The organism is Acinetobacter sp. T_3_1 (genome assembly GCF_025377055.1).
Classification (GTDB): Bacteria; Pseudomonadota; Gammaproteobacteria; order Pseudomonadales; family Moraxellaceae; genus Acinetobacter; species Acinetobacter kookii.
This window is the reverse complement of record NZ_JACHVD010000005.1, coordinates 132,437-151,422: the sequence shown is the minus strand read 5'-3', so window position 1 is coordinate 151,422 and position 18,986 is coordinate 132,437. Positions and strand designations below refer to the sequence as shown.

Annotated in this window: 14 protein-coding genes and 1 rRNA gene; 8 read left to right on the top strand and 7 right to left on the bottom strand. The window is 46.0% G+C overall.

All coding sequences use genetic code 11. The annotated features are described in order from the left end of the window. The first annotated feature begins 32 nt into the window (after positions 1 to 32). Positions 33 to 147 (top strand): 5S ribosomal RNA (gene rrf, locus H4I94_RS08010). Positions 148 to 553: 406 nt separating this feature from the next. Here the strand turns inward: rrf and H4I94_RS08005 are convergent. Next, a complete protein-coding gene (locus tag H4I94_RS08005) occupies positions 554 to 1,246 on the bottom strand; it encodes a TIGR04219 family outer membrane beta-barrel protein (RefSeq protein WP_261182715.1) in 693 nt (230 codons plus the stop codon). A gap of 616 nt (positions 1,247 to 1,862) precedes the next feature. Between H4I94_RS08005 and H4I94_RS08000 the strand changes: the two genes are divergently transcribed. Both H4I94_RS08000 and H4I94_RS07995 read left to right on the top strand, forming a co-directional pair. Further along, positions 1,863 to 3,338: a sodium-dependent transporter gene (locus tag H4I94_RS08000; protein ID WP_261182713.1), complete on the top strand. Its 1,476-nt coding sequence runs from the start codon at positions 1,863 to 1,865 to the stop codon at positions 3,336 to 3,338. Positions 3,339 to 3,348: 10 nt separating this feature from the next. After that, positions 3,349 to 3,459, top strand: coding sequence for a methionine/alanine import family NSS transporter small subunit (locus H4I94_RS07995; protein WP_261182712.1), 111 nt, complete (start codon positions 3,349 to 3,351; stop codon positions 3,457 to 3,459). A 217-nt stretch (positions 3,460 to 3,676) separates the two neighbouring features. Here H4I94_RS07995 and rsmB read toward each other — a convergent pair whose 3' ends face one another. Together rsmB and fmt are read right to left on the bottom strand one after the other, a co-directional pair. Beyond that, entirely contained in the window at positions 3,677 to 4,984 is a 1,308-nt protein-coding gene (gene rsmB, locus H4I94_RS07990) for a 16S rRNA (cytosine(967)-C(5))-methyltransferase RsmB (RefSeq protein ID WP_261182711.1), read from the bottom strand. Continuing rightward, positions 4,984 to 5,943, bottom strand: a complete 960-nt coding sequence (fmt, locus tag H4I94_RS07985; RefSeq protein WP_261182710.1) for a methionyl-tRNA formyltransferase — start codon at positions 5,941 to 5,943, stop codon at positions 4,984 to 4,986. The genes rsmB and fmt overlap by 1 nt, the downstream gene beginning before the upstream one ends. A 383-nt stretch (positions 5,944 to 6,326) precedes the next feature. On the opposite strand from fmt, the gene ilvD (H4I94_RS07980) reads away from it, so the two are divergent. The 4 genes from ilvD (H4I94_RS07980) to H4I94_RS07965 all read left to right on the top strand — a co-directional run bounded on the left by ilvD (H4I94_RS07980) (position 6,327) and on the right by H4I94_RS07965 (position 11,856). Next, positions 6,327 to 8,156: a dihydroxy-acid dehydratase gene (gene ilvD / locus H4I94_RS07980; protein ID WP_092820124.1), complete on the top strand. Its 1,830-nt coding sequence runs from the start codon at positions 6,327 to 6,329 to the stop codon at positions 8,154 to 8,156. 366 nt (positions 8,157 to 8,522) lie between these two features. Further along, the gene (gene ilvD, locus H4I94_RS07975) at positions 8,523 to 10,208 is read left to right on the top strand and encodes a dihydroxy-acid dehydratase (protein ID WP_261182709.1); all 1,686 of its coding nucleotides are present in this window, start codon (positions 8,523 to 8,525) and stop codon (positions 10,206 to 10,208) included. Between the two features lie 69 nt (positions 10,209 to 10,277). Beyond that, a complete protein-coding gene (locus tag H4I94_RS07970; protein WP_261182708.1) occupies positions 10,278 to 11,588 on the top strand; it encodes a hypothetical protein in 1,311 nt (436 codons plus the stop codon). After that, the gene (locus H4I94_RS07965; RefSeq protein ID WP_092820121.1) at positions 11,569 to 11,856 is read left to right on the top strand and encodes a chorismate mutase; all 288 of its coding nucleotides are present in this window, start codon (positions 11,569 to 11,571) and stop codon (positions 11,854 to 11,856) included. The genes H4I94_RS07970 and H4I94_RS07965 overlap by 20 nt, the downstream gene beginning before the upstream one ends. A 69-nt stretch (positions 11,857 to 11,925) precedes the next feature. Here H4I94_RS07965 and H4I94_RS07960 read toward each other — a convergent pair whose 3' ends face one another. Then, positions 11,926 to 12,387 carry a hypothetical protein gene (locus tag H4I94_RS07960; RefSeq protein ID WP_261182707.1) on the bottom strand — a complete coding sequence of 154 codons (462 nt, stop codon included), beginning with the start codon at positions 12,385 to 12,387 and terminating at the stop codon, positions 11,926 to 11,928. A gap of 523 nt (positions 12,388 to 12,910) precedes the next feature. On the opposite strand from H4I94_RS07960, the gene H4I94_RS07955 reads away from it, so the two are divergent. Continuing rightward, positions 12,911 to 13,648, top strand: coding sequence for a sulfite exporter TauE/SafE family protein (locus H4I94_RS07955; RefSeq protein WP_261182706.1), 738 nt, complete (start codon positions 12,911 to 12,913; stop codon positions 13,646 to 13,648). A gap of 32 nt (positions 13,649 to 13,680) precedes the next feature. On the opposite strand, the gene H4I94_RS07950 is transcribed toward H4I94_RS07955, so the two are convergent. From H4I94_RS07950 to ppc, 3 genes are all read right to left on the bottom strand, one after another. After that, on the bottom strand, positions 13,681 to 14,583 hold the full coding sequence (locus tag H4I94_RS07950) for a LysR family transcriptional regulator (RefSeq protein WP_261182705.1): 903 nt from the start codon (positions 14,581 to 14,583) through the stop codon (positions 13,681 to 13,683). Between the two features lie 104 nt (positions 14,584 to 14,687). Then, positions 14,688 to 15,989: a solute carrier family 23 protein gene (locus H4I94_RS07945; protein ID WP_261182704.1), complete on the bottom strand. Its 1,302-nt coding sequence runs from the start codon at positions 15,987 to 15,989 to the stop codon at positions 14,688 to 14,690. A gap of 297 nt (positions 15,990 to 16,286) precedes the next feature. Continuing rightward, positions 16,287 to 18,971 (bottom strand): phosphoenolpyruvate carboxylase, encoded by a 2,685-nt coding sequence (ppc, locus tag H4I94_RS07940; protein WP_092820133.1) that lies wholly within the window; start codon positions 18,969 to 18,971, stop codon positions 16,287 to 16,289. Between the last annotated feature and the right edge of the window lie 15 nt (positions 18,972 to 18,986).

The window sequence follows — 18,986 nt, the reverse complement described above, 5'->3', positions numbered from 1 at the left end:
AATAAGACCAAACGCAAAGTCATAACAGTTGTGCTGGCGACCATAGCAAGAGTGAACCACCTGATCCCTTCCCGAACTCAGAAGTGAAACCTCTTAGCGCTGATGGTAGTGTGGGATTACCCATGTGAGAGTAAGTCATCGCCAGCTCATTATTCGAAAGCCCCCTCTAATGAGGGGGCTTTTTTATGCGTGGAGTTTTTAAAGGAATAAGGGTTTCGTAGAGTGCAGCGTTGATTTTATTCAACACGAAGCTAGTGAACTGAAGATTGGCTAAGATTTTGGGTTACCTTAACCATTGATAGGCATTTTATTTTTATAAGCGATAAATATACATATACACGGACATAAAAAAGCCCCGACATCCTGTCGAGGCTTTTTGGTATTGGTTAAAGGTATCACTCCTGTTCTACCTCAGCGTCCTGCTGTTTTTACTTTTATTCTTCTTATTTTAGAAACATCCTGTTTCTGTATGAGTTAAATATAATCTGAGCTCAGCCATATGCATAGCCTTCATTTTCTGCAGTTCATGTAAGCAAAAGCGTACAGGAGTGCTTTAGAAATGTGCTTCTATGCCGAGATAAGGACCTTTAAATTTGAGTTTGGTTTCTGCATTTGAGCCTTCTTCCAGCTGGATGTCCAAAATGCGATAACCGACTCGGGCACCCACGTCGAGTAACAAGGTATCAATGAAATTATATTTGAGTTCCGCCTGAGCATCGCTGATTTGCTCATCATCCAGTGCAGCAAAACTGGCTTCAGCTCTCGCACTTAAACCGGTAAAAGGCAGGTTTACCCCGGCTTGGGCATAAAGCATCGGTAGCGTGCTACTCACATCTAAGGTGTTGGTATAGTTTTGCAGAATATCTCCGCTTAAACGTTTGGCACCAATGCCGACATCTGCATCGACAATATTGTCCAGCACTTCATAATACAGAATGAAATCTGTATAAGTGAGGTCGACCTGATGGCTTTTTACACCCGCCAAACTTTGATCGCTGTCAGCCTGTAAATGGCTATGTTTGATTTTTGCATTGGGCAACAATGGCACCGGATGTTCTAGCGCAACCGAGAATGACAGCGCTTGATCATCTTCCATTTGGGCTTGTGGTAGCGAAGATGCCGGTTGGGTTAAATCGGTGCTGTAGTGCCAGTAATCGATATTGCCTTTGACCGCAATAACATCGGCTTGGGTGGAACTGAACGCGCCCAGTCCAAGGGCTAGACAAAGAATTTTGAATGATCGCATGAGAATCCTGACGTTGTTTAATCCGTTATTTTGAAAAATCTTTTTGTGAGTTAAATAGCATGAGTTGAGACCCAATTTATAGCGCATCATATATTGAATGCCCAAAAATTGCATTGTTGTTGTTTCTCAAAATTACAGAAAATTTATCTCTCATTTTTAGCATACGAGTTGAAAAAGGCCTGTGGCATTTATTTTTTAAACCGTTATTTCACAACCCTAAATAAGCAGATTGAATCATCTTAAGATAACTTGAAGTTTTTATATGTACTTTATGTATTCCCAGAAGTTTATAGATGAATAATAAAGCAGGATTAAAAATCAGCCGATTAAATGAGCATTCAAGCTCAACAGATTATAAAAATGAAATGTTTGGTAAATAAATTACAGAAAATTTTTATAAAAGTGAGTATTGTTAAATTCATATAAAGGATGAGTACTGATCAACATTTTTAAGCAAAATTTGGTCCTTACTGATCTGTTTGCCATTTAGAATACTGCACCCAAAAGGTGACCTCTAAATCAGACACAAGAATTATTTTTGAATGGTACTTTTTGTGCTTGCGATATAAACCCGATAACAAGCAGCATTTAAAGATACCTAAGGTTTAGGTGTTCTATGACAGATACTCGTGAAAATTGGTCTGCACGATCAGGATTTATTATTGCAGCCATTGGTTCCGCCGTAGGCCTGGGAAACATTTGGCGTTTCCCCTATGTGGCCTATGAAAATGGCGGCGGGGCATTCCTTATTCCTTACTTGATCGCGATTTTCGCGGCAGGTTTACCACTGTTGTTTTTAGATTATGCGGTGGGTCATAAATTCCGTAAAGCACCACCAACAGCCTATAAAAAGCTCATGAATGCCGAGTCTTTGGGCTGGTGGCAAGTGATGGTGACCCTCATTATCGGGATCTACTATGCCAGTGTATTGTCCTGGGCCGGCAGCTACATGTTCTACTCCTTTGGCCAACAATGGGGTACAGATACTCAAGGCTTCTTCTTTAATACCTATCTGCAAAATGGTGAAGGCTTAACGATGGGCTTTGTCCCGACGTTATTCATTGGCCTGGTGGTGGTCTGGGCAGTGGTGATGCTGATTCTTTATGGTGGTGTACGCCGTGGGGTTGAGCTGGCCAATAAAATCTTTATGCCATTGCTGGTAATTTTATTCTCGATTCTGGTGATTCAGGCCGTTCGTTTGCCAGGTGCTGTGGATGGGTTAAATGCCTTCTTTACCCCGAACTGGGAGGCGATGACCAACTATAAAGTCTGGTTAGCAGCCTTTGGTCATATCTTCTTTTCGCTGTCGGTTGGCTTCGGGATCATGTTGACCTATTCATCTTATCTGAAACGTAAAACCAACCTGACCGGTTCAGGTGTGGTGGTGGCTTTGGCCAACTCCTCATTTGAAATCCTGGCTGGTATTGGGGTATTTGCGGCACTGGGCTTTATGGCTTTCAGTTCAGGTGCCAAAGTTGAAGATGTGGTTTCCGGTGGTATTGGTTTAGCCTTTATTGCTTTCCCGAAAATCATCTCCAGTCTCGGTGCAGGTGGCGACTTGTTCGGTTTCCTGTTCTTTGCTTCTTTAACCGTTGCTGGCATCACCTCCATGGTCAGTATCCTGCAAGTGCCGATTGCCGCATTCCAGGACAAACTGGGCTGGTCACACAAGAAGGCCGTGACCCTTATTGCGGGTGGCTCAGCCGTGGTTTCGACCGTGCTCTTCTCTACCCATAGCGCGATTACCTTTGTAGACATCATTGACTACTTTGCCAATAACATTGGTATTGTTGGTGGTGGTTTACTTTCGATTATTCTGCTGTCCTGGTTCCGCCGTCCACTGATGAAGCAACTGGAAATGCATGTCAACCAATACGCAAGCATTAAACTGGGTGTCAGCTGGAATTTCATGCTGACTGTGGTTACGCCATTGTCTTTACTGGTAGCATTGGGGTTGACCATCAAATCTATCATGGCTGAAGGCTACGGTGGCTATTCAGCGGATATTTTATGGCTGGTCGGTGGCGGCACAATCGCCTTCTTTATACTGGGTGCCATTCTGTTGAGTTTGGTAAAAGATCGCCATTTATAGGAGAACGACAATGAATAGCTCTGCACTGACGATGATGATTATTTCCATTGTGCTGCTTTGGGGTGGCTTGATCCTGGCTACCATTCATCTGATCAAAAACCCGGATGAAGCCGAAGATTAACAGCACCAACTAAAACATATTGTATTTGCAAATAATAGTCATTATCATTTTTTGATAATGACTATTTTAATTTAAGGGGGATATAGACTGGTCAGTGGCATGGCCGTGCCGCGCTGGGCATCAGTCTGGTGATTTTTTAAGTTGATTCAGTAATCGCTAGCATCAAGAAACAAAAAAGGCGGCCTGAGCCACCTTCAATCCATCCAGGAATTAGACCTTAAGCCTGCTTTTCGATCCTGCAATAGAAAAAACCATCGCCATGACCGACTTGCGGCAGCAATTGGCGACCGTGAATCTGTTCAATGCCCCAGTCAGCTTCAATTTTCACTTCTTTGGCATCGGCATGCGTAGCAAAGAACTCAACCATTTGCTGTTCATTTTCTGCTTTTAAAATGGAGCAGGTGATGTAAAGCAAGGTGCCACCGACTTTGAGTTGCTGCCACATATTGTCCAAAATCTGTTTTTGCAGCTGGACTGTTTTGGCAATATCACCCGATTGACGCAGTAAGCGGATATCGGGATGGCGACGCATCACGCCAATGGCTGAACAGGGTGCATCCAGCACAATGCAATCAGCCAGTTCAGGTGCCGTCCAGGTCACGGCATCTGCGGCGACAATTTCGACATGTTTGCCATCGAGAACCAGACGTTCCAGGTTTTCAGACACACGTTTTAAGCGCTTTTCATCCTGATCAAGGGCAATCAGTTTTTTCGGCTGATATTTTTCTAAAATGTGTGCAGTTTTGCCGCCCGGTGCCGCACAGGCATCGATCACCATTTTGCCATTCAAGTTCGGCAATAAAGTGGCACACAGCTGGGCATGCTCATCCTGTACTGAAAAGCCGCCCGCTTCAAAACCCGGCAGACTTGGAATGTGCAGGCTTTCGTCCATGACAATGCCGACTTCAGAAATTTCGCAGCGATGTGCATCGATGCCTTCATCTTCCAGAATATCCAGATATTCTTCACGGCTAACCTGGCGAGTATTGACGCGTAAAGTCAGTGGCGCAACCTGTTTCAGCTCATAGCTGATTTCAGCAAATTGATCGCCCCAGTCTTTTTTCAGACGTTTAGACAACCAGCTTGGTAAATTCGTTGCTTGTTCAAGCACGCCATAGAACTGCTCAGTTTCACGGGTAGCACGACGTAAAATGGCATTGACCACGCCACTTAAACTTTCCATTCCCAATTGTTTGGTCGCTTCAACGGTTTCTGAAATGGCCGCATGGGCAGCCACACGTGTACAAAGCAATTGATATAAACCAAGGTACAAACAAGTTTCAACCACTTGATTGTCCAGTGGTTTAGAGAGTAATGGTAAAGTCAGTTGTTTCAATGCATGCCATTGACGTAAACAACCCAGTACCAATTCATGGAACAAAGCACGGTCTTTGTCTGACACGATGTTCATTTGCTGCGCCAGCACAGATTGCAGCGATTGACCATTTTGGACAGCCAATAACGTCTTCACCACCTGAGCACGTAAATTAAGGTTTTTGGCTGAGGCGTTGGGAGATTGCTTCATTATAAAATTTGTCCAATAGTCAGTTTTTGGGTTTGTAAAATTTGTACAGGGTTAAGCGGTTTAGCGCCCGGCCATTGTAAAGCAGTCAGTGTGATGACCGTGTTATTTGCACAGGCCACATGGACGCCATCTTTATCAATGGCAATGATTTCACCCGGTTGCGCATTTTCCGCAGTGGCATGAGATAACTTGGAATTCCACACCCGCAAGTTGTTTTTCTCGTCGAGGATGATAAATGCCACCGGCCACGGATTGAAGGCACGGATATTGCGGTCAATCTGTACGGCATCCATAGACCAGTCAATTTCCGCTTCAGCTTTGGAAAGCTTGTGCGCATAGACAGTCAAGGCTTCGTCTTGCACTTCACGGGTCGCCAGGTAGTGTTGCAGTTTTTCTTCCGACGCTAAAACAGCTGCAATTGCGCTTGCACCCTGTTCGGCCAGTTTGTCATGCAACGTTGCAGAGGTATCGCCGGCTTCAATCGGGCAAATGGTTTTAAACATCATGTCGCCAGTATCTAAGCCTGCAGCCATTTTCATAATGGTCACGCCAGTTTCAGTATCGCCTGTGGCAATGGCACGCTGAATTGGCGCTGCACCACGCCAGCGTGGCAACAGTGAACCATGGATGTTGAGGCAGCCATATTTAGGCGTATCCAGAACCACTTGCGGCAGAATCAAGCCATAAGCTGCCACCACCATCACGTCGGCATTTAACGCGGCCAGTTCGGCTTGCGCGGCCAAGCCTTCTTCAGTCGAAGATTTAAAATGAAGCGGCTGATAGACCGGAATATTATTGGCTAAAGCCAGCTGCTTTACAGCAGAAGCCGTGAGTTTTTGTCCTCGTCCAGCTTTGCGGTCCGGTTGAGTATAGACCGCAACAATGTCATGTTCGGTTTTAAGCAGTGCAGCCAATGCAGTGGCTGCAAATTCTGGTGTACCCGCAAAGATGATTTTCACACAAAAGCTTCCAAATAAACGTGATGCCTATTATAAGGCAAAAGCATTTATTCACCTAAATTGAGTCTGAATACAGACGGAAGCAGCCTAATTTTATAAAAAAAAATTATGCAAAATTTAAAAATTATTCATGAAAGTTTTGCATTGTCTGACCGGGGATGGCGGTATAGTAGATTTCAGTTAAAGATTTTTGTCGTCAAATCACGAAGTTCAATTTATAGACCCATCTGCCCATATCTAAGATGAAAATGCCCTCTTGAAAAACAATGGCTTGGTGTATGATAGGTTCGAAATTCGACTGATTTCATGCTCTCGATCTGTAAGATTTCGCCAGAGTGAATGAGCTCATTCAACTCAAGCACAAACTTTGTTGGAATAACACAATGCCTGACTATCGTTCAAAAACATCGACACACGGAAGAAACATGGCGGGTGCGCGTGGCTTATGGCGCGCAACTGGGATGAAAGATGAAGACTTCGGCAAGCCAATTATTGCCGTCGTCAACTCATTCACGCAATTTGTTCCAGGTCACGTTCATTTAAAAGACCTTGGTCAACTCGTGGCTCGTCAAATTGAAGCGTCAGGTGGTGTGGCCAAAGAATTCAACACCATTGCCGTCGATGACGGCATTGCGATGGGTCATGACGGTATGCTGTATTCACTGCCTTCACGTGACCTGATTGCTGACTCGGTTGAATACATGGTCAGTGCGCACTGTGCCGATGCCATGGTGTGTATTTCCAACTGTGACAAAATCACTCCGGGAATGCTGATGGCTGCTATGCGCCTGAACATTCCGGTGGTATTCGTGTCTGGCGGTCCAATGGAAGCGGGTAAGGTTAAAATCCGCGGTAACGACAAAGCTATCGACCTGATCGATGCGATGATCGTGGCAGCAGATGACAACTATACCGACGAAGAAGTGGCGGAATACGAACGTTCTGCCTGCCCAACCTGTGGTTCATGTTCAGGCATGTTCACAGCCAACTCAATGAACTGTTTGACTGAAGCATTGGGTCTGTCTTTACCGGGTAATGGTTCGACACTGGCAACTCACGCAAACCGTAAAAAACTGTTTGAGCGTGCAGGCTCGTTAATTGTGGAGCTGGCTAAACGTCATTATGAACAGGACGATTACAGCGTACTGCCACGTTCAATGGTGACCAAAGCATCCTATGAAAATGCCATGACGCTGGACATCGCCATGGGCGGTTCAACCAATACCGTGCTGCACTTGCTGGCAGCTGCCAATGAAGCAGGCGTTGATTTCACCATGGATGATATCGACCGTTTGTCCCGTAAAGTGCCGGTACTGTGTAAAGTCGCTCCGGCGAAAAACGATGTGCATATGGAAGATGTGCACCGTGCCGGCGGCATTATGTCGATTCTGGGTGAGCTGGATCGTGCCGGTTTGCTGGATACCTCAGTCGGTACAGTCCATGAAGCAACCCTGAAAGATGCTTTGGACAAATGGGACATCATCCGTACTGAAAATGAAGAAGTTTACCAGTTCTTCCGTTCAGCACCGGGCGGCGTACCAACGCAAACGGCTTTCTCGCAAGATCGTTACTACTCACGTTTAGATGGCGACCGTGAAAATGGCGTGATCCGTAATGCAGAACATGCCTTCTCGAAAGACGGTGGTCTGGCTGTGCTTTACGGCAACATTGCGCTGGATGGTTGTATCGTCAAAACTGCCGGTGTAGATGACTCGATTCTGAAATTCAACGGTACTGCCCGTGTGTTTGAAAGCCAGGATTCTGCGGTAGAGGCGATTTTAGGCAACGAAATTAAAGCCGGTGATGTCGTGGTAATTCGTTACGAAGGTCCACGTGGTGGCCCGGGCATGCAGGAAATGCTGTACCCAACCAGTTACTTAAAATCGAAAGGTTTGGGTAAGGAATGTGCCTTGCTGACTGACGGCCGTTTCTCTGGCGGTTCATCAGGTCTGTCGATTGGCCACGTGTCTCCAGAAGCGGCTGAGGGCGGTGCTATTGGTCTGGTTGAAGATGGCGATTTAATCGAAATTGATATTCCAAACCGTACCATCAACCTGGCTGTAGATGAAGCCACCATGGCAGCTCGCCGTGAAGCGCAAGAAGCGAAAGGCTGGCATCCAGTGGAAGAGCGTCCACGTAAAATTTCCAAAGCCCTGAAAGCCTATGCCATGCATACTACAAGTGCGGCAAAAGGTGCGGTACGTGAAATTTAATTTGTAGTTTTTACAAATTTTAGAAAGCACTCCAGATGGGGTGCTTTTTTATTGATTATTGAAAATAGCACGGTCGCATTTTACTTTGTACTCTTGCAATAGCATTGCGTAGACGATGTTTTACTTTTGAAGGCTCAAAAGTAACAAAAAGCCTTTGTTGTGCTGATGCTACGTCCCTGTAGCACAGCAAAACAGCGACATCCTGTCACCTGTCACGATTAATATTTTAAGTTCTTGAATATTCAATCTGATATGAGTTTATCTGGAGTATATGTTTTCTTCACGAGTGGTATTTCTATACAATGATCTTAGAATAAATTGCCAAAGACTGAAGCTGAAAATCGGTCATCGCCAAGGAAGAAACCAATGAGTAAAGACAATATCCGCGAACATTCAGCACCCGTTTATGAAGGGATTGAAAATGCACCGGCACGTTCCATGATGCGTGCCACCGGTTTTAAAGATGCCGACTTTAGCCGTCCTTTTATTGGCATTGCCTCAACTTGGGCCAATGTCACGCCGTGCAATATGCATATCGATGGCTTGGCGCGTGAAGTGGAAAAAGGCGTGAATGCCGCAAATGGCAAGGGCATTATCTTCAATACCATTACCATTTCAGACGGGATCTCGAATGGTACCGAAGGCATGAAATACTCATTGCTGTCACGTGAAATTATTGCCGACTCCATTGAAGCGGTGGTGGGTTGTCAGGCCTATGACGGCGTGATTGCGATTGGCGGCTGTGACAAGAACATGCCGGGCTGCATTATGGGACTGGCGCGTTTAAATCGCCCGGGGCTGTTTATTTATGGTGGAACCATTAAACCGGGTGCTGGCCATACCGACATGATTTCCGTGTTTGAGGCGGTGGGCCAGCATGCCAAAGGCGAAATCAACGAAATTCAGGTCAAGCAGATTGAAGAAGTGGCACTGCCGGGTCCAGGTTCCTGTGGCGGCATGTATACCGCCAACTCGATGGCATCTGCCATTGAAGCACTTGGCATGAGCCTGCCGGGCTCATCGGCGCAGGAAGCGGTATCTGAAGAGAAAAAAATCGACTGTCTGCGTGCAGGTGAAGCGGTGATGAATCTGTTACGTCTGGACATTAAACCGCGTGACATCATGACCAAGGCGGCGTTTGAAAATTCCATTAAAGTGCTGATTGCACTGGGTGGTTCGACCAATGGCGTGCTGCATTTACTGGCCATGGCGCATACGGCCGGGGTGGAACTGACTCTGGATGATTTTGTGCACATTGGCAAGGACATTCCGGTGGTGGCCGATGTGCGTCCATCCGGTAAATACCTGATGTCGGAACTGATTGCGATTGGCGGGATTCAGCCGCTGATGAAACGCATGCTGGATGCCGGCATGCTGGACGGTTCCTGTATGACTGTCACCGGTAAAACCTTGGCGGAAAACCTGGCGGATGTCGAGGATTATCCGGAAGGTCAGCAAATTATTCTGCCCTTTGATGCCCCAATCAAAAAAGACTCGCATCTGGTGGTGCTAAAAGGCAACCTGTCACCGACCGGTGCGGTCGCAAAAATTACCGGTAAAGAAGGGCTGTATTTTGAAGGTCCGGCACGCGTGTTTGAAGGTGAAATTGGTGCCATGCGCGGTATTCTGGATGGTGAAGTGCAGGAAGGCGAAGTGGTGGTGATTCGTGGGGAAGGACCGAAAGGCGGACCCGGCATGCCGGAAATGCTGAAACCGACCTCGGCCATTATTGGTAAAGGTTTAGGAAAATCGGTGGCACTACTCACCGATGGCCGTTTTTCAGGAGGCAGTCATGGCTTTGTGATTGGTCATGTGACTCCTGAAGCCTATGAAGGCGGACCGATTGGTCTGGTGAAAAATGGCGATAAAATTTCCATTAATGCCGAAACCCGTGAGATGACGCTGCATATTTCCGATGCAGAACTGGCGGCGCGTAAAGCGGCCTGGGTCAAGCCTGAACCGAATTATCGCTATGGTGCTTTGGCGAAGTTTGCCAAATTGACCACAGGTGCGGAAAAAGGGGCAGTGACCGATCTAAATTTAGATGTATAATTGATCATTACCTAACAAATTGTTATAAACCCTTGTAGCACACAAGGGTTTTTTTTCGAGGCTGATCTCATGTCACTGTTACGCCGTTGGTTTGATCCACTTCGATCGAGTTGGTTTTACCAAAAGCCGACTCGTCAGGTGGAATTATCTACGGAGCAGGGTTTAACCATCCACTTGCGTCTGGATGATGTCTATAGCTATCTGGCTGCACAGCAGTTACCTGAACTTGAAGAAATCTTGAGTGATGAGATCAAACCCTTAAAGGTGATCATTTCCAGCCGAACGGCAGAACCTCCCAATAACATGTCAAAAATGGAGTGGCAAAATTACTGCCTGAACGATGCCAAAATTCTGTCCAAACAGCATCGCTTTAGTTTCCATGAAACCCCAGAACAACCGCCGCTTGAGGCCATCGCTCAAGCAGAAACCATCCTTCGCAATACGCCGTTACGCGGTCAAGATTTCCTGTATTTACTTGAAGACGTGTTCCACATGCTATGGCAAAAACAGTATGGCAAATTGCGTACCTTGCACGCCATGGCCAGCCGCCATCATCCAGCGCAAAACTTTCCGGAACGGATTTTTAACGATGCCGAAGTGCTGGTCAGTTACTTTGAATTTGGTGGACGCAAATATCATGCGGTGGATGATCTGCTGCGTCTGACCCGCCGTCTAAAACAACAAAAATTGCTGACCGACAATCCGATTTTCCTGATTAACCATATCGAATGGCGTGAACACCTGATTAGTGATGCAGAAGAACTGAATGAAATTCAGGCGCTGGATCCGGAACTGGATTTATATATTGCCCTAGAAGACCCGATTTCCTGGCTATTGTTGGCCTATATTAAAGAAGAGCTGGCCAATTTTTATAATATTCACCTGAATGTTTACCCATTGTCTTATCATGGACGCGACCTGTTTGACTGGGGGCTGGCGACCCGTTTGTCCAAACGTACCGAAGTGAAATTTACCCCATTTTGCCGTCCTACCCAGCAGGCAACTTATGAGATGGCGAAACTGTTTTATAGCGTGCCTGAAGAGCAGCGTGTAGAAGCCATGTACAGCATTTTGCAGGCAGTCTGGACCAAAGGCAAAGACCTGTCATTCAGGTCGCATTTTGACCAGATCAAGCGTGATTTAGAGATCAATGAACTGAGCACTGAAGATATTGCTGCCAAATTAAAAGAAAATGACATACTCTGTGAAATGAAGTCTCAGCCCGATTTTCCTGTGCTCGAACTGCGCATTGATGGTCAAAGTTATGTGTTTAATAGCCTGTACCGGGTCTGGATGATCGAAAGTATTTTTAGTAATGTTTTAGAAGACCAATATAAAAGTGAAAATGATGACAGCAAAGATGAAGAAAGAGAAATGTGAGTCTTTAGAACAAGCCCGTGCACAGATTGATGCCATTGATACCGCACTCATTGAAATGATTGCCACCCGTCAATTTTATGTCGATCAGGCTGCGCGTTTTAAGCGAACTGTACAGGACGTACAATCACCTGAGCGGGTAGAACAGGTCATTCAGAAAGTACGAGCACAAGCACTGGACCTGGGCACCGATCCGGATCTGGTGGAACACTTATATCGTGAAATGATCCAGCGTTTTATTCAGCGTGAATTGCGAGAATTTCGTCCTTAATTTTCCCCTGTTAACGCCTATAAAAAAATAAGACACCTGAAAAGGTGTCTTAGGGCTGAAGTCTATCTGTTACGCCAGGCGGTAATAAGTATAGCGAACCTGATCATTCTTATAGACGGCATGGCTTTTTTGCCTGAAATCAGACACCCATTGACGGCCAGTATAGGCAGCAATATGGCCATAAATGTGCTTTTGGGTTCTGTGGATAATATAAATATCGCCTTCTTTCGGATTATCAAAAGATGGATTGATTTTTTTATAGCCAATGGTCTGGAGGGTATGTCCCCAATCTGCCGCTGCCACAGGATGATTCAAAATTCGTGCACCTGCAGACTGCAATGCAATCCGGATACTCCGTGCACATTTTTTGGTACTGGTCGCTGACGACATGCTATGTAACTTCTGTGTGAATTTACGTACATCCAGATAGGGAATGCCTTTATTTTTGGAATTTTTAGCGCCTGAACCTGTCTGGTTTTTCTGGAAATTTTGGGAGATTACCGCAGTATTCTGATCTGCAGTGTTAATCATATTGCTATGATGTCCATCATAAATCATTCTTCAATCTCTACCTTATCTTCAATTGCTTTTAGAAAAAATAGACAGCATTTTCAGAACTAAAACCCGAATATTTTTTCTCTCAATGGTACAAATGCTATGTTATTACATAGCCCATTCATGCGAAGCGCGTACTTTAAAGAGCTTTTGTTTAAAAATCCACCCGTTTTAGATTAAAAAAAGACCGTTTTAGGCTGAAAAAAGCGCTGAAATTGCTGCAATCGGGGCAAAAAATAAACCCAAGATAGTTCATAAATCATACAGTTAAGAAAAACTTAATAATATGTTATTAATTGATGGAATTTTTATGTAAACATGCAATTAATTGCTCAATTGTTAATCAATAGTTAACATTTTGTCATATTTAGAGTGCTTTTTTTAACATTCCTTCGCCTCAACAGCCTCAACTTTTTCTTGAGGCTTACTCTGGAAAATAGTGATTTTTAAAGGGCTCTGAGTCACCTATGATCAGCTTAAAATTTAACGGGTGTTGAATATGATTGGCTTTGTGATTGGGGTGTTTGCCATTGCAGGCATGATTAAAGGCACCATTGGACTCGGTTTGCCTGCGGTTTCCATGGGCTTGCTGACGATTTTTATCAGTCCCTTTCAAGCAGCCACCTTGTTGATCGTACCGTCGATGGTGACCAATTTCTGGCAACTGTTTGCTGAAGGTCAGGTGCTGAAACTGGTTGGTCGCTTTTGGCCGTTGTTGCTGGGCATTGTGGTGGGTTCCATCTGGAGCATTTTTCCTAACCTGGGACATGGCGAATTTCAGAGTGAGGCGCTGCTCGGCGGAATGCTGGCCTTGTATGGCTTGTACGGTCTATTTGCCAAGAACATGCCCAATCTGGCCGCGCATGAAAAATGGTTATCTCCGATGATGGGTTATTTGGGCGGGGCACTCACAGTCGCTACCGGTGTAGTGGTTATTCCTGTAGTGCCTTACTTACAATCGCTGCATCTCAAACGTGATGAGCTGGTGCAGTCGCTCGGTTTGGCCTTTACCATCTCCACGATTTGTCTGGCGGTATTTCTGCATCAGCATCCGGTGGAAAATATTCCTATGGACTATAAGATGTCATTTATTGCCCTGCTTCCAGCCTTGGTGGGAATGTGGGTGGGAACCAAAATTCGCTATCGCATTCCCGAACAAAAATTTCGCAAAGTATTCTTTTGCGGGCTGGTCATTTTTGGTGGTTATATGGTGCTGCATCAGTTGGGTCTGCTTTAAAGTCAGCAATAAAGCCATCTGAGCAAAAGTTTTTAACTCGGCAATCTGGAGGTATGGGAAACTAAAAACTGGCTGAAATGTTGATAAGCGACTGGCAGGGCATCAAAGTTTTTTGCTGCCAATAACAGCTTGCGATTGGCCCAGTCTCCAGTCAGTTCAATTTGCCGAAAAGGATAAACCGACTGTAAACGATTGGCTGCGCGTTTCGGCATAATGGCAATCCCGACGCCATTGGCAACGACCTGAGCAATCGCAGCAAAATTGGGTAAGCGTAAACGGTACTGAATCGCACAGCCCAGTAATTTGGCTTGGGTTTCGATTGATTGCTGCAATGAATGATATTGCATCAGGCCCACAAAGGGATAATTCAGCACATCGGCTAATTGCAGGGCGGATTGCTGCTGCAGTTCATGATCCATGGGGCAAATCAATACCAGCGGATCATCGGAAAACTCCAAGGTCTGTAACTTTTTTGAATTAAAAAAACCTGAAATCAAGCCGAGCTGTGCGCTGCCATTTTCCAGTGCCTGAATAATGTCGTTACTTTCCGCTTCTTTTAACTCAATCTGGATATTGGGGTTTTCAAGCAAATAAGAGGGTAAAAGCAGGGGAAGATATTCACTTTGAGCCGAGGAATTACACCACAGCGTCATTGCACTTTGCGCGCCCGTAGCGAAGGGCAGCATCTGCTGTTGCAATTGTTGAGCCTGGTGAACCAGTATCTGCGCCTGCGAGGCAAACACCTGTCCAGCAAGGGTGAGCTTGACTCCAGAAGCATGTCGGGTAAATAAATGCACCGCAAACTGCTGTTCAATTTTTTTAATCCGCTCACTGGCAGCTTGCAGGGAAATCGCGGAGCGTTCTGCACCCTTGGTCAAACTACCCGTATCTACAATATTCAGGAAAAGTTGCAAATCAAAAAAGTCGAGACGCATCTGCTGAGTCTGCTCAGTGAAATTTGAACCATCATACTAAAATTTCTTCAGCCGCAAACATAAAAAAAGCAGCCTTGCGGCTGCCTGAAAATATGTAGTTATCTTTATGATTTATCGCCCAGGCTAAAGAACCAGTTCAGGATTAAGGCGGCAAACGTAGCGGTACCAATACCTCCCAGATTAAAGCTGCCAAATTGCAGGGCAAAGTCACCAGTGCCTAAAATAATGGTTACCGCAGCCACCATCAGGTTTTTGTTTTTAGAGAAATCCACCTTGTTTTCAATCCAGATTTTTGCCCCCGCAATGGTAATTAAACCGAACACCACAATCGATGCACCGGTTAAGATGGCAGTCGGAATGGTATGGATAATGGCACCAAATTTTGGTGAAAGTCCCAGGAAAACTGCAAATACACCGGCAAAAACAAAGATGATGGTGGAATAGACACGAGTCACTGCCATCACGCCAATATTTTCACCATAAGTAGTCATCCCCGGCGCGCCGACGCCACCCGATAAAGTGGTTGCAAGACCATCGGCAACAAAGGCTTTGCCAATATGCGGATCAAGGTTTTCACCGGTCATGGCACCTACTGCCTTGATATGACCCAGGTTTTCAGCCACTAAAATCAGGGCAATCGGCGCAATAATCAGCATGGCATTGGCATCAAATACCGGCGAATGGAAAGTTGGCAGACCAAACCAGGCTGCTTGCTGAATTGGAGCGAAATTAATGGGCGTGCCAAGTCCCATTACATTGGAAACAATATAGTAAATCAGGTAAGCCAGTAATAAACCGATCAATAACAGCAGACGTTGCAGCAGGCCTTTGGTAAATACTGCAATCGAGCCCATGCACATCACGGTGACCAGTGACATCCACATATTGAAGTTATTCCCCGCCACGCCTTTAACCGTCACCGGTGCCAAATTCAGGCCAATGATCATGACCACAGCGCCGGTCACTACAGGAGGCATGAGTTTTTCAATCCATTTGGTGCCGGTAGCCATCACAATAAAGCCAAAAATGGCATACAGCACACCACAGGCCATAATACCGCCAGCGGCCAGGGCCAGATTGGCATTGGGTGCGCCTGTACCCGAAGCGACATAACCTGTTGCCGCAATCACCACCCCAATAAAGGCAAAGCTGGACCCCAGATAACTCGGTACACGTCCCCCGGTCATTAGGAAAAACAGAATGGTACAGATCCCTGACATTAAAATGGCCAGGTTCGGATCAAAACCCATCAGGAAGGGTGCAAGTACCGTCGCACCAAACATGGCAAAAGCATGCTGTACCCCTAATACAACACTCTGTGCAGGTGGCAGATATTCATTGGTACCTACAGGACGTGCGTCGATGCTGCCTTCATACGGGCGCCATTTGGGAAACCAATTGGACATTTTTTGAGCACTCTAAAAACAAATTGTGCACATCATACGCTTCTTTTTTGGAAGATTTAATCATTGAAACAAAATTTTGTTTAAACTAATGCCATGACTTTTCAAGTGTTTTTACCGTGTGGTAAAAGTTTAATCATTTAAAAATAATGCTAAATCAACAGTTAATAGGAATGAAGATGTCTTGATCAATTCATAAATATTTTTTGTTTTATTTATAAAAAATAATGGGAATCTTTTGACCATAAGGTTAAAAAAAGCACATTGCGGAAATGTGCTTTTTCTATGGAAAATCAGAATTTAACCGGTATTACGCAGTCCGGCCGCAATCCCGGCAATACTTACCATTAAGGCATGATCGACTGGGGTATGTTCTGCCTGACGTTCTGCCAGATAGCGACGGCGGCGTTTCATCAGTTCCGCCTGGAGTAAATGCAGCGGCAACAAATACGGTTTGCGTACCCGCATAGACTGGTCCAGTACTTCATTGCTACTCAGCAGTTGAGATTCACCTTTTAAAGCCAGCAAGGTTTGTACCGCATCTTTTAAGCGCTGACGCAGTTCGTTGCCGAGAACTTTTAAATCTTCATCATCGGTCAAATGTGATTCGTAATAGAGCGCTACATGACTATCGGCTTTAGAAAGGACCATTTCCAGCATGTCAATCAGGGTCTGGAAATACGGCCATTGTTGCAGCATCTCATCCAGCAGCTGTTTTTGCCCCTGATCAATCATCTGGTTAATGGCTGCTCCAGTGCCCAGCCATGCCGGAAGCATCAAACGGATTTGGGTCCAGGCAAATACCCAGGGAATGGCACGTAAAGATTCAATCCCGCCACTGACCTTGCGTTTGGCCGGCCGTGAACCGAGCGGCAGCATTTGCAATTCGAGTTCCGGTGTAACCGTACGCAGGTATTTCACAAAATGCGGATTTTCACGCACGGTTTGACGGTAGACCTGTACCGATAAATCGGTCATGGTATGCATCAACTGACGCCATTCATCTTTAGGCACCGGTGGCGGCAACAAGGTTGCCTCTAATGTGGCTGCGGTATAAATTTCCAGGTTTTGCAGTGCAATGCCTTCCAGACCAAACTTGAAGCGAATCATTTCGCCCTGTTCGGTCACGCGGATGGCACCGGAAATCGAACCTGGCGGTTGTGAAAACAGCGCTTGCTGGGTGGGTGCGCCCCCCCGGCTGATCGAACCGCCACGGCCATGGAACAGGGTGAGTTGCACGGCATGTTTTTTTGCAACAGCCGTCAGTTCTTCCTGCGCACGGTATTGCGCCCAGTTGGCGGACATGAATCCGGCATCTTTGGCAGAATCCGAATAGCCAATCATTACCTCATGCTTGCCCTGAATATGCTGTTTGTACCAATGCATATTAAACAGGGTGTTCATGGTTGCGGCTGCGCCGTCCAGGTCTTTCAGGGTTTCAAATAACGGCACCACACGCAGCGGATGCTTGATGCCAGCTTCTTTTTGCAGCAGTAAGACCGCGAGTACATCACTCGGATATTCCGCCATGGAAATAATATAAGCCCCCAGGCTTTCTTCCGGCTGTTCAGCCAGCGTACGCATGGTGGCAAACACTTCCTGCACATCCGGATGTTCAATCAGGCTTTGTTTCGGTTCATTCAGATGTTTAGGCAACAACGGACGTTTGCTTTGCAATTCCTGCAACAGGAAATTTTGGCGTGCCTGTTCGGTCCAGGTTTCAAAATTGCCCAGACCCAGATATTCAGTAATGGCAGAAATGGCCTGGCGATGGCGACCGGATTCCTGACGAATATCCAGTTTCAGCAGTTCAATGCCAAAGCAGTTGACGCGATGGATAAAGTCCAGCAGTTTGCCATTGGCAATTTCAGGCAGGTTGCAGGCAATCAGTGAACGGTAGCACAGCAATAAAGGCTGTAATAGTTCATCTTTGCTTTTAATGACCTGGCTATCATCGGCATCTTGCCCTTGCAGTTTTTGCGCCAGCCAGTGACGGGTGGCTTTAAGGCGTTCGCGAGTGTCACGCAGATATTCACGGTAGGGTTCGGGGTGGTTATGACCCAGTGCCTGTAACAGTTCATCACTGGCATTCTGAATCGACAGTTCCCAGCGCAGGTCTTCCATATCACGCAGATATAAATCCGCCGCTTTCCAGCGCGACAGCCACAGTACTTCCTGGGTAATGTTATGCGTAACATTCGGGTTGCCATCACGGTCACCACCCATCCATGAGGCAAAACGCACCGGTGCAACGGTTAAGGGTAAACGCTGGCCACAGTGATCTTCAACCATTTCATCCAGTTCGCGGATGAACTTGGGAACAGCATTCCACAGGGTTTGCTCAATCGTGGTAAAGCCCCATTTTGCTTCATCGACTGGGGTCGGGCGGTGCTGGCGGATTTCATCAGTCTGCCAGGCGGAACAAATCAGCTGTTTGAGTTCTGCCAGTACGGCCTTGCGTTCACGTGGGGTCAGTTTTTGTTGATCAGACTTAAACAGACAGTCATTAATATCGTCATATTTTTGAATTAAGGTACGACGGCTGACTTCAGTCGGATGCGCAGTCAACACCAGTTCAATTTTCAGTTCACAGATTTGCTGGAATAGCGTGTCGGCTGAAATTTCGTGATCTTTAAACTTCTGGAACAGATGATCAAGCGGATTAGGGGAAGGCGCATTTTCATCGAATTCACTCTTACGGCGACTGCGCACCACATTGTACTGTTCGGCAATATTGGCAAAATTCAGAAAGTGGGTGAATGCCCGGGTGAGCGGAAGAATTTCATCATCTTCCAGACTTAAAAAAAGTTGTTCAAGCTGTTTTTCGGCTTCCACCTGCCCATCACGTGCACCTTTGGACAGCGCACGAATCTGCTCCACCTGATTAAACAAATCTTGTCCTGCATGTTCCTTGAGGGTTTCTCCCAGTAGGTTCCCAAGTAAGCGTACATCCTCACGCAGTGGAGCATCAATTTGTTGAATCATTTTTTTCATTCTCCT

Coding starts and splice junctions, on each gene's coding strand:
- ppc (WP_092820133.1), bottom strand. CDS start 18,971: ATGATTCAACAAATTGATGCTCCACTGCGTGAGGATGTACGCTTACTT.
- H4I94_RS07955 (WP_261182706.1), top strand. CDS start 12,911: ATGATTGGCTTTGTGATTGGGGTGTTTGCCATTGCAGGCATGATTAAA.
- H4I94_RS07960 (WP_261182707.1), bottom strand. CDS start 12,387: ATGATTAACACTGCAGATCAGAATACTGCGGTAATCTCCCAAAATTTC.
- H4I94_RS08000 (WP_261182713.1), top strand. CDS start 1,863: ATGACAGATACTCGTGAAAATTGGTCTGCACGATCAGGATTTATTATT.
- H4I94_RS07945 (WP_261182704.1), bottom strand. CDS start 15,989: ATGTCCAATTGGTTTCCCAAATGGCGCCCGTATGAAGGCAGCATCGAC.
- H4I94_RS07950 (WP_261182705.1), bottom strand. CDS start 14,583: ATGCGTCTCGACTTTTTTGATTTGCAACTTTTCCTGAATATTGTAGAT.
- ilvD (WP_092820124.1), top strand. CDS start 6,327: ATGCCTGACTATCGTTCAAAAACATCGACACACGGAAGAAACATGGCG.
- H4I94_RS07970 (WP_261182708.1), top strand. CDS start 10,278: ATGTCACTGTTACGCCGTTGGTTTGATCCACTTCGATCGAGTTGGTTT.
- H4I94_RS08005 (WP_261182715.1), bottom strand. CDS start 1,246: ATGCGATCATTCAAAATTCTTTGTCTAGCCCTTGGACTGGGCGCGTTC.
- H4I94_RS07995 (WP_261182712.1), top strand. CDS start 3,349: ATGAATAGCTCTGCACTGACGATGATGATTATTTCCATTGTGCTGCTT.
- ilvD (WP_261182709.1), top strand. CDS start 8,523: ATGAGTAAAGACAATATCCGCGAACATTCAGCACCCGTTTATGAAGGG.
- rsmB (WP_261182711.1), bottom strand. CDS start 4,984: ATGAAGCAATCTCCCAACGCCTCAGCCAAAAACCTTAATTTACGTGCT.
- H4I94_RS07965 (WP_092820121.1), top strand. CDS start 11,569: ATGAAGAAAGAGAAATGTGAGTCTTTAGAACAAGCCCGTGCACAGATT.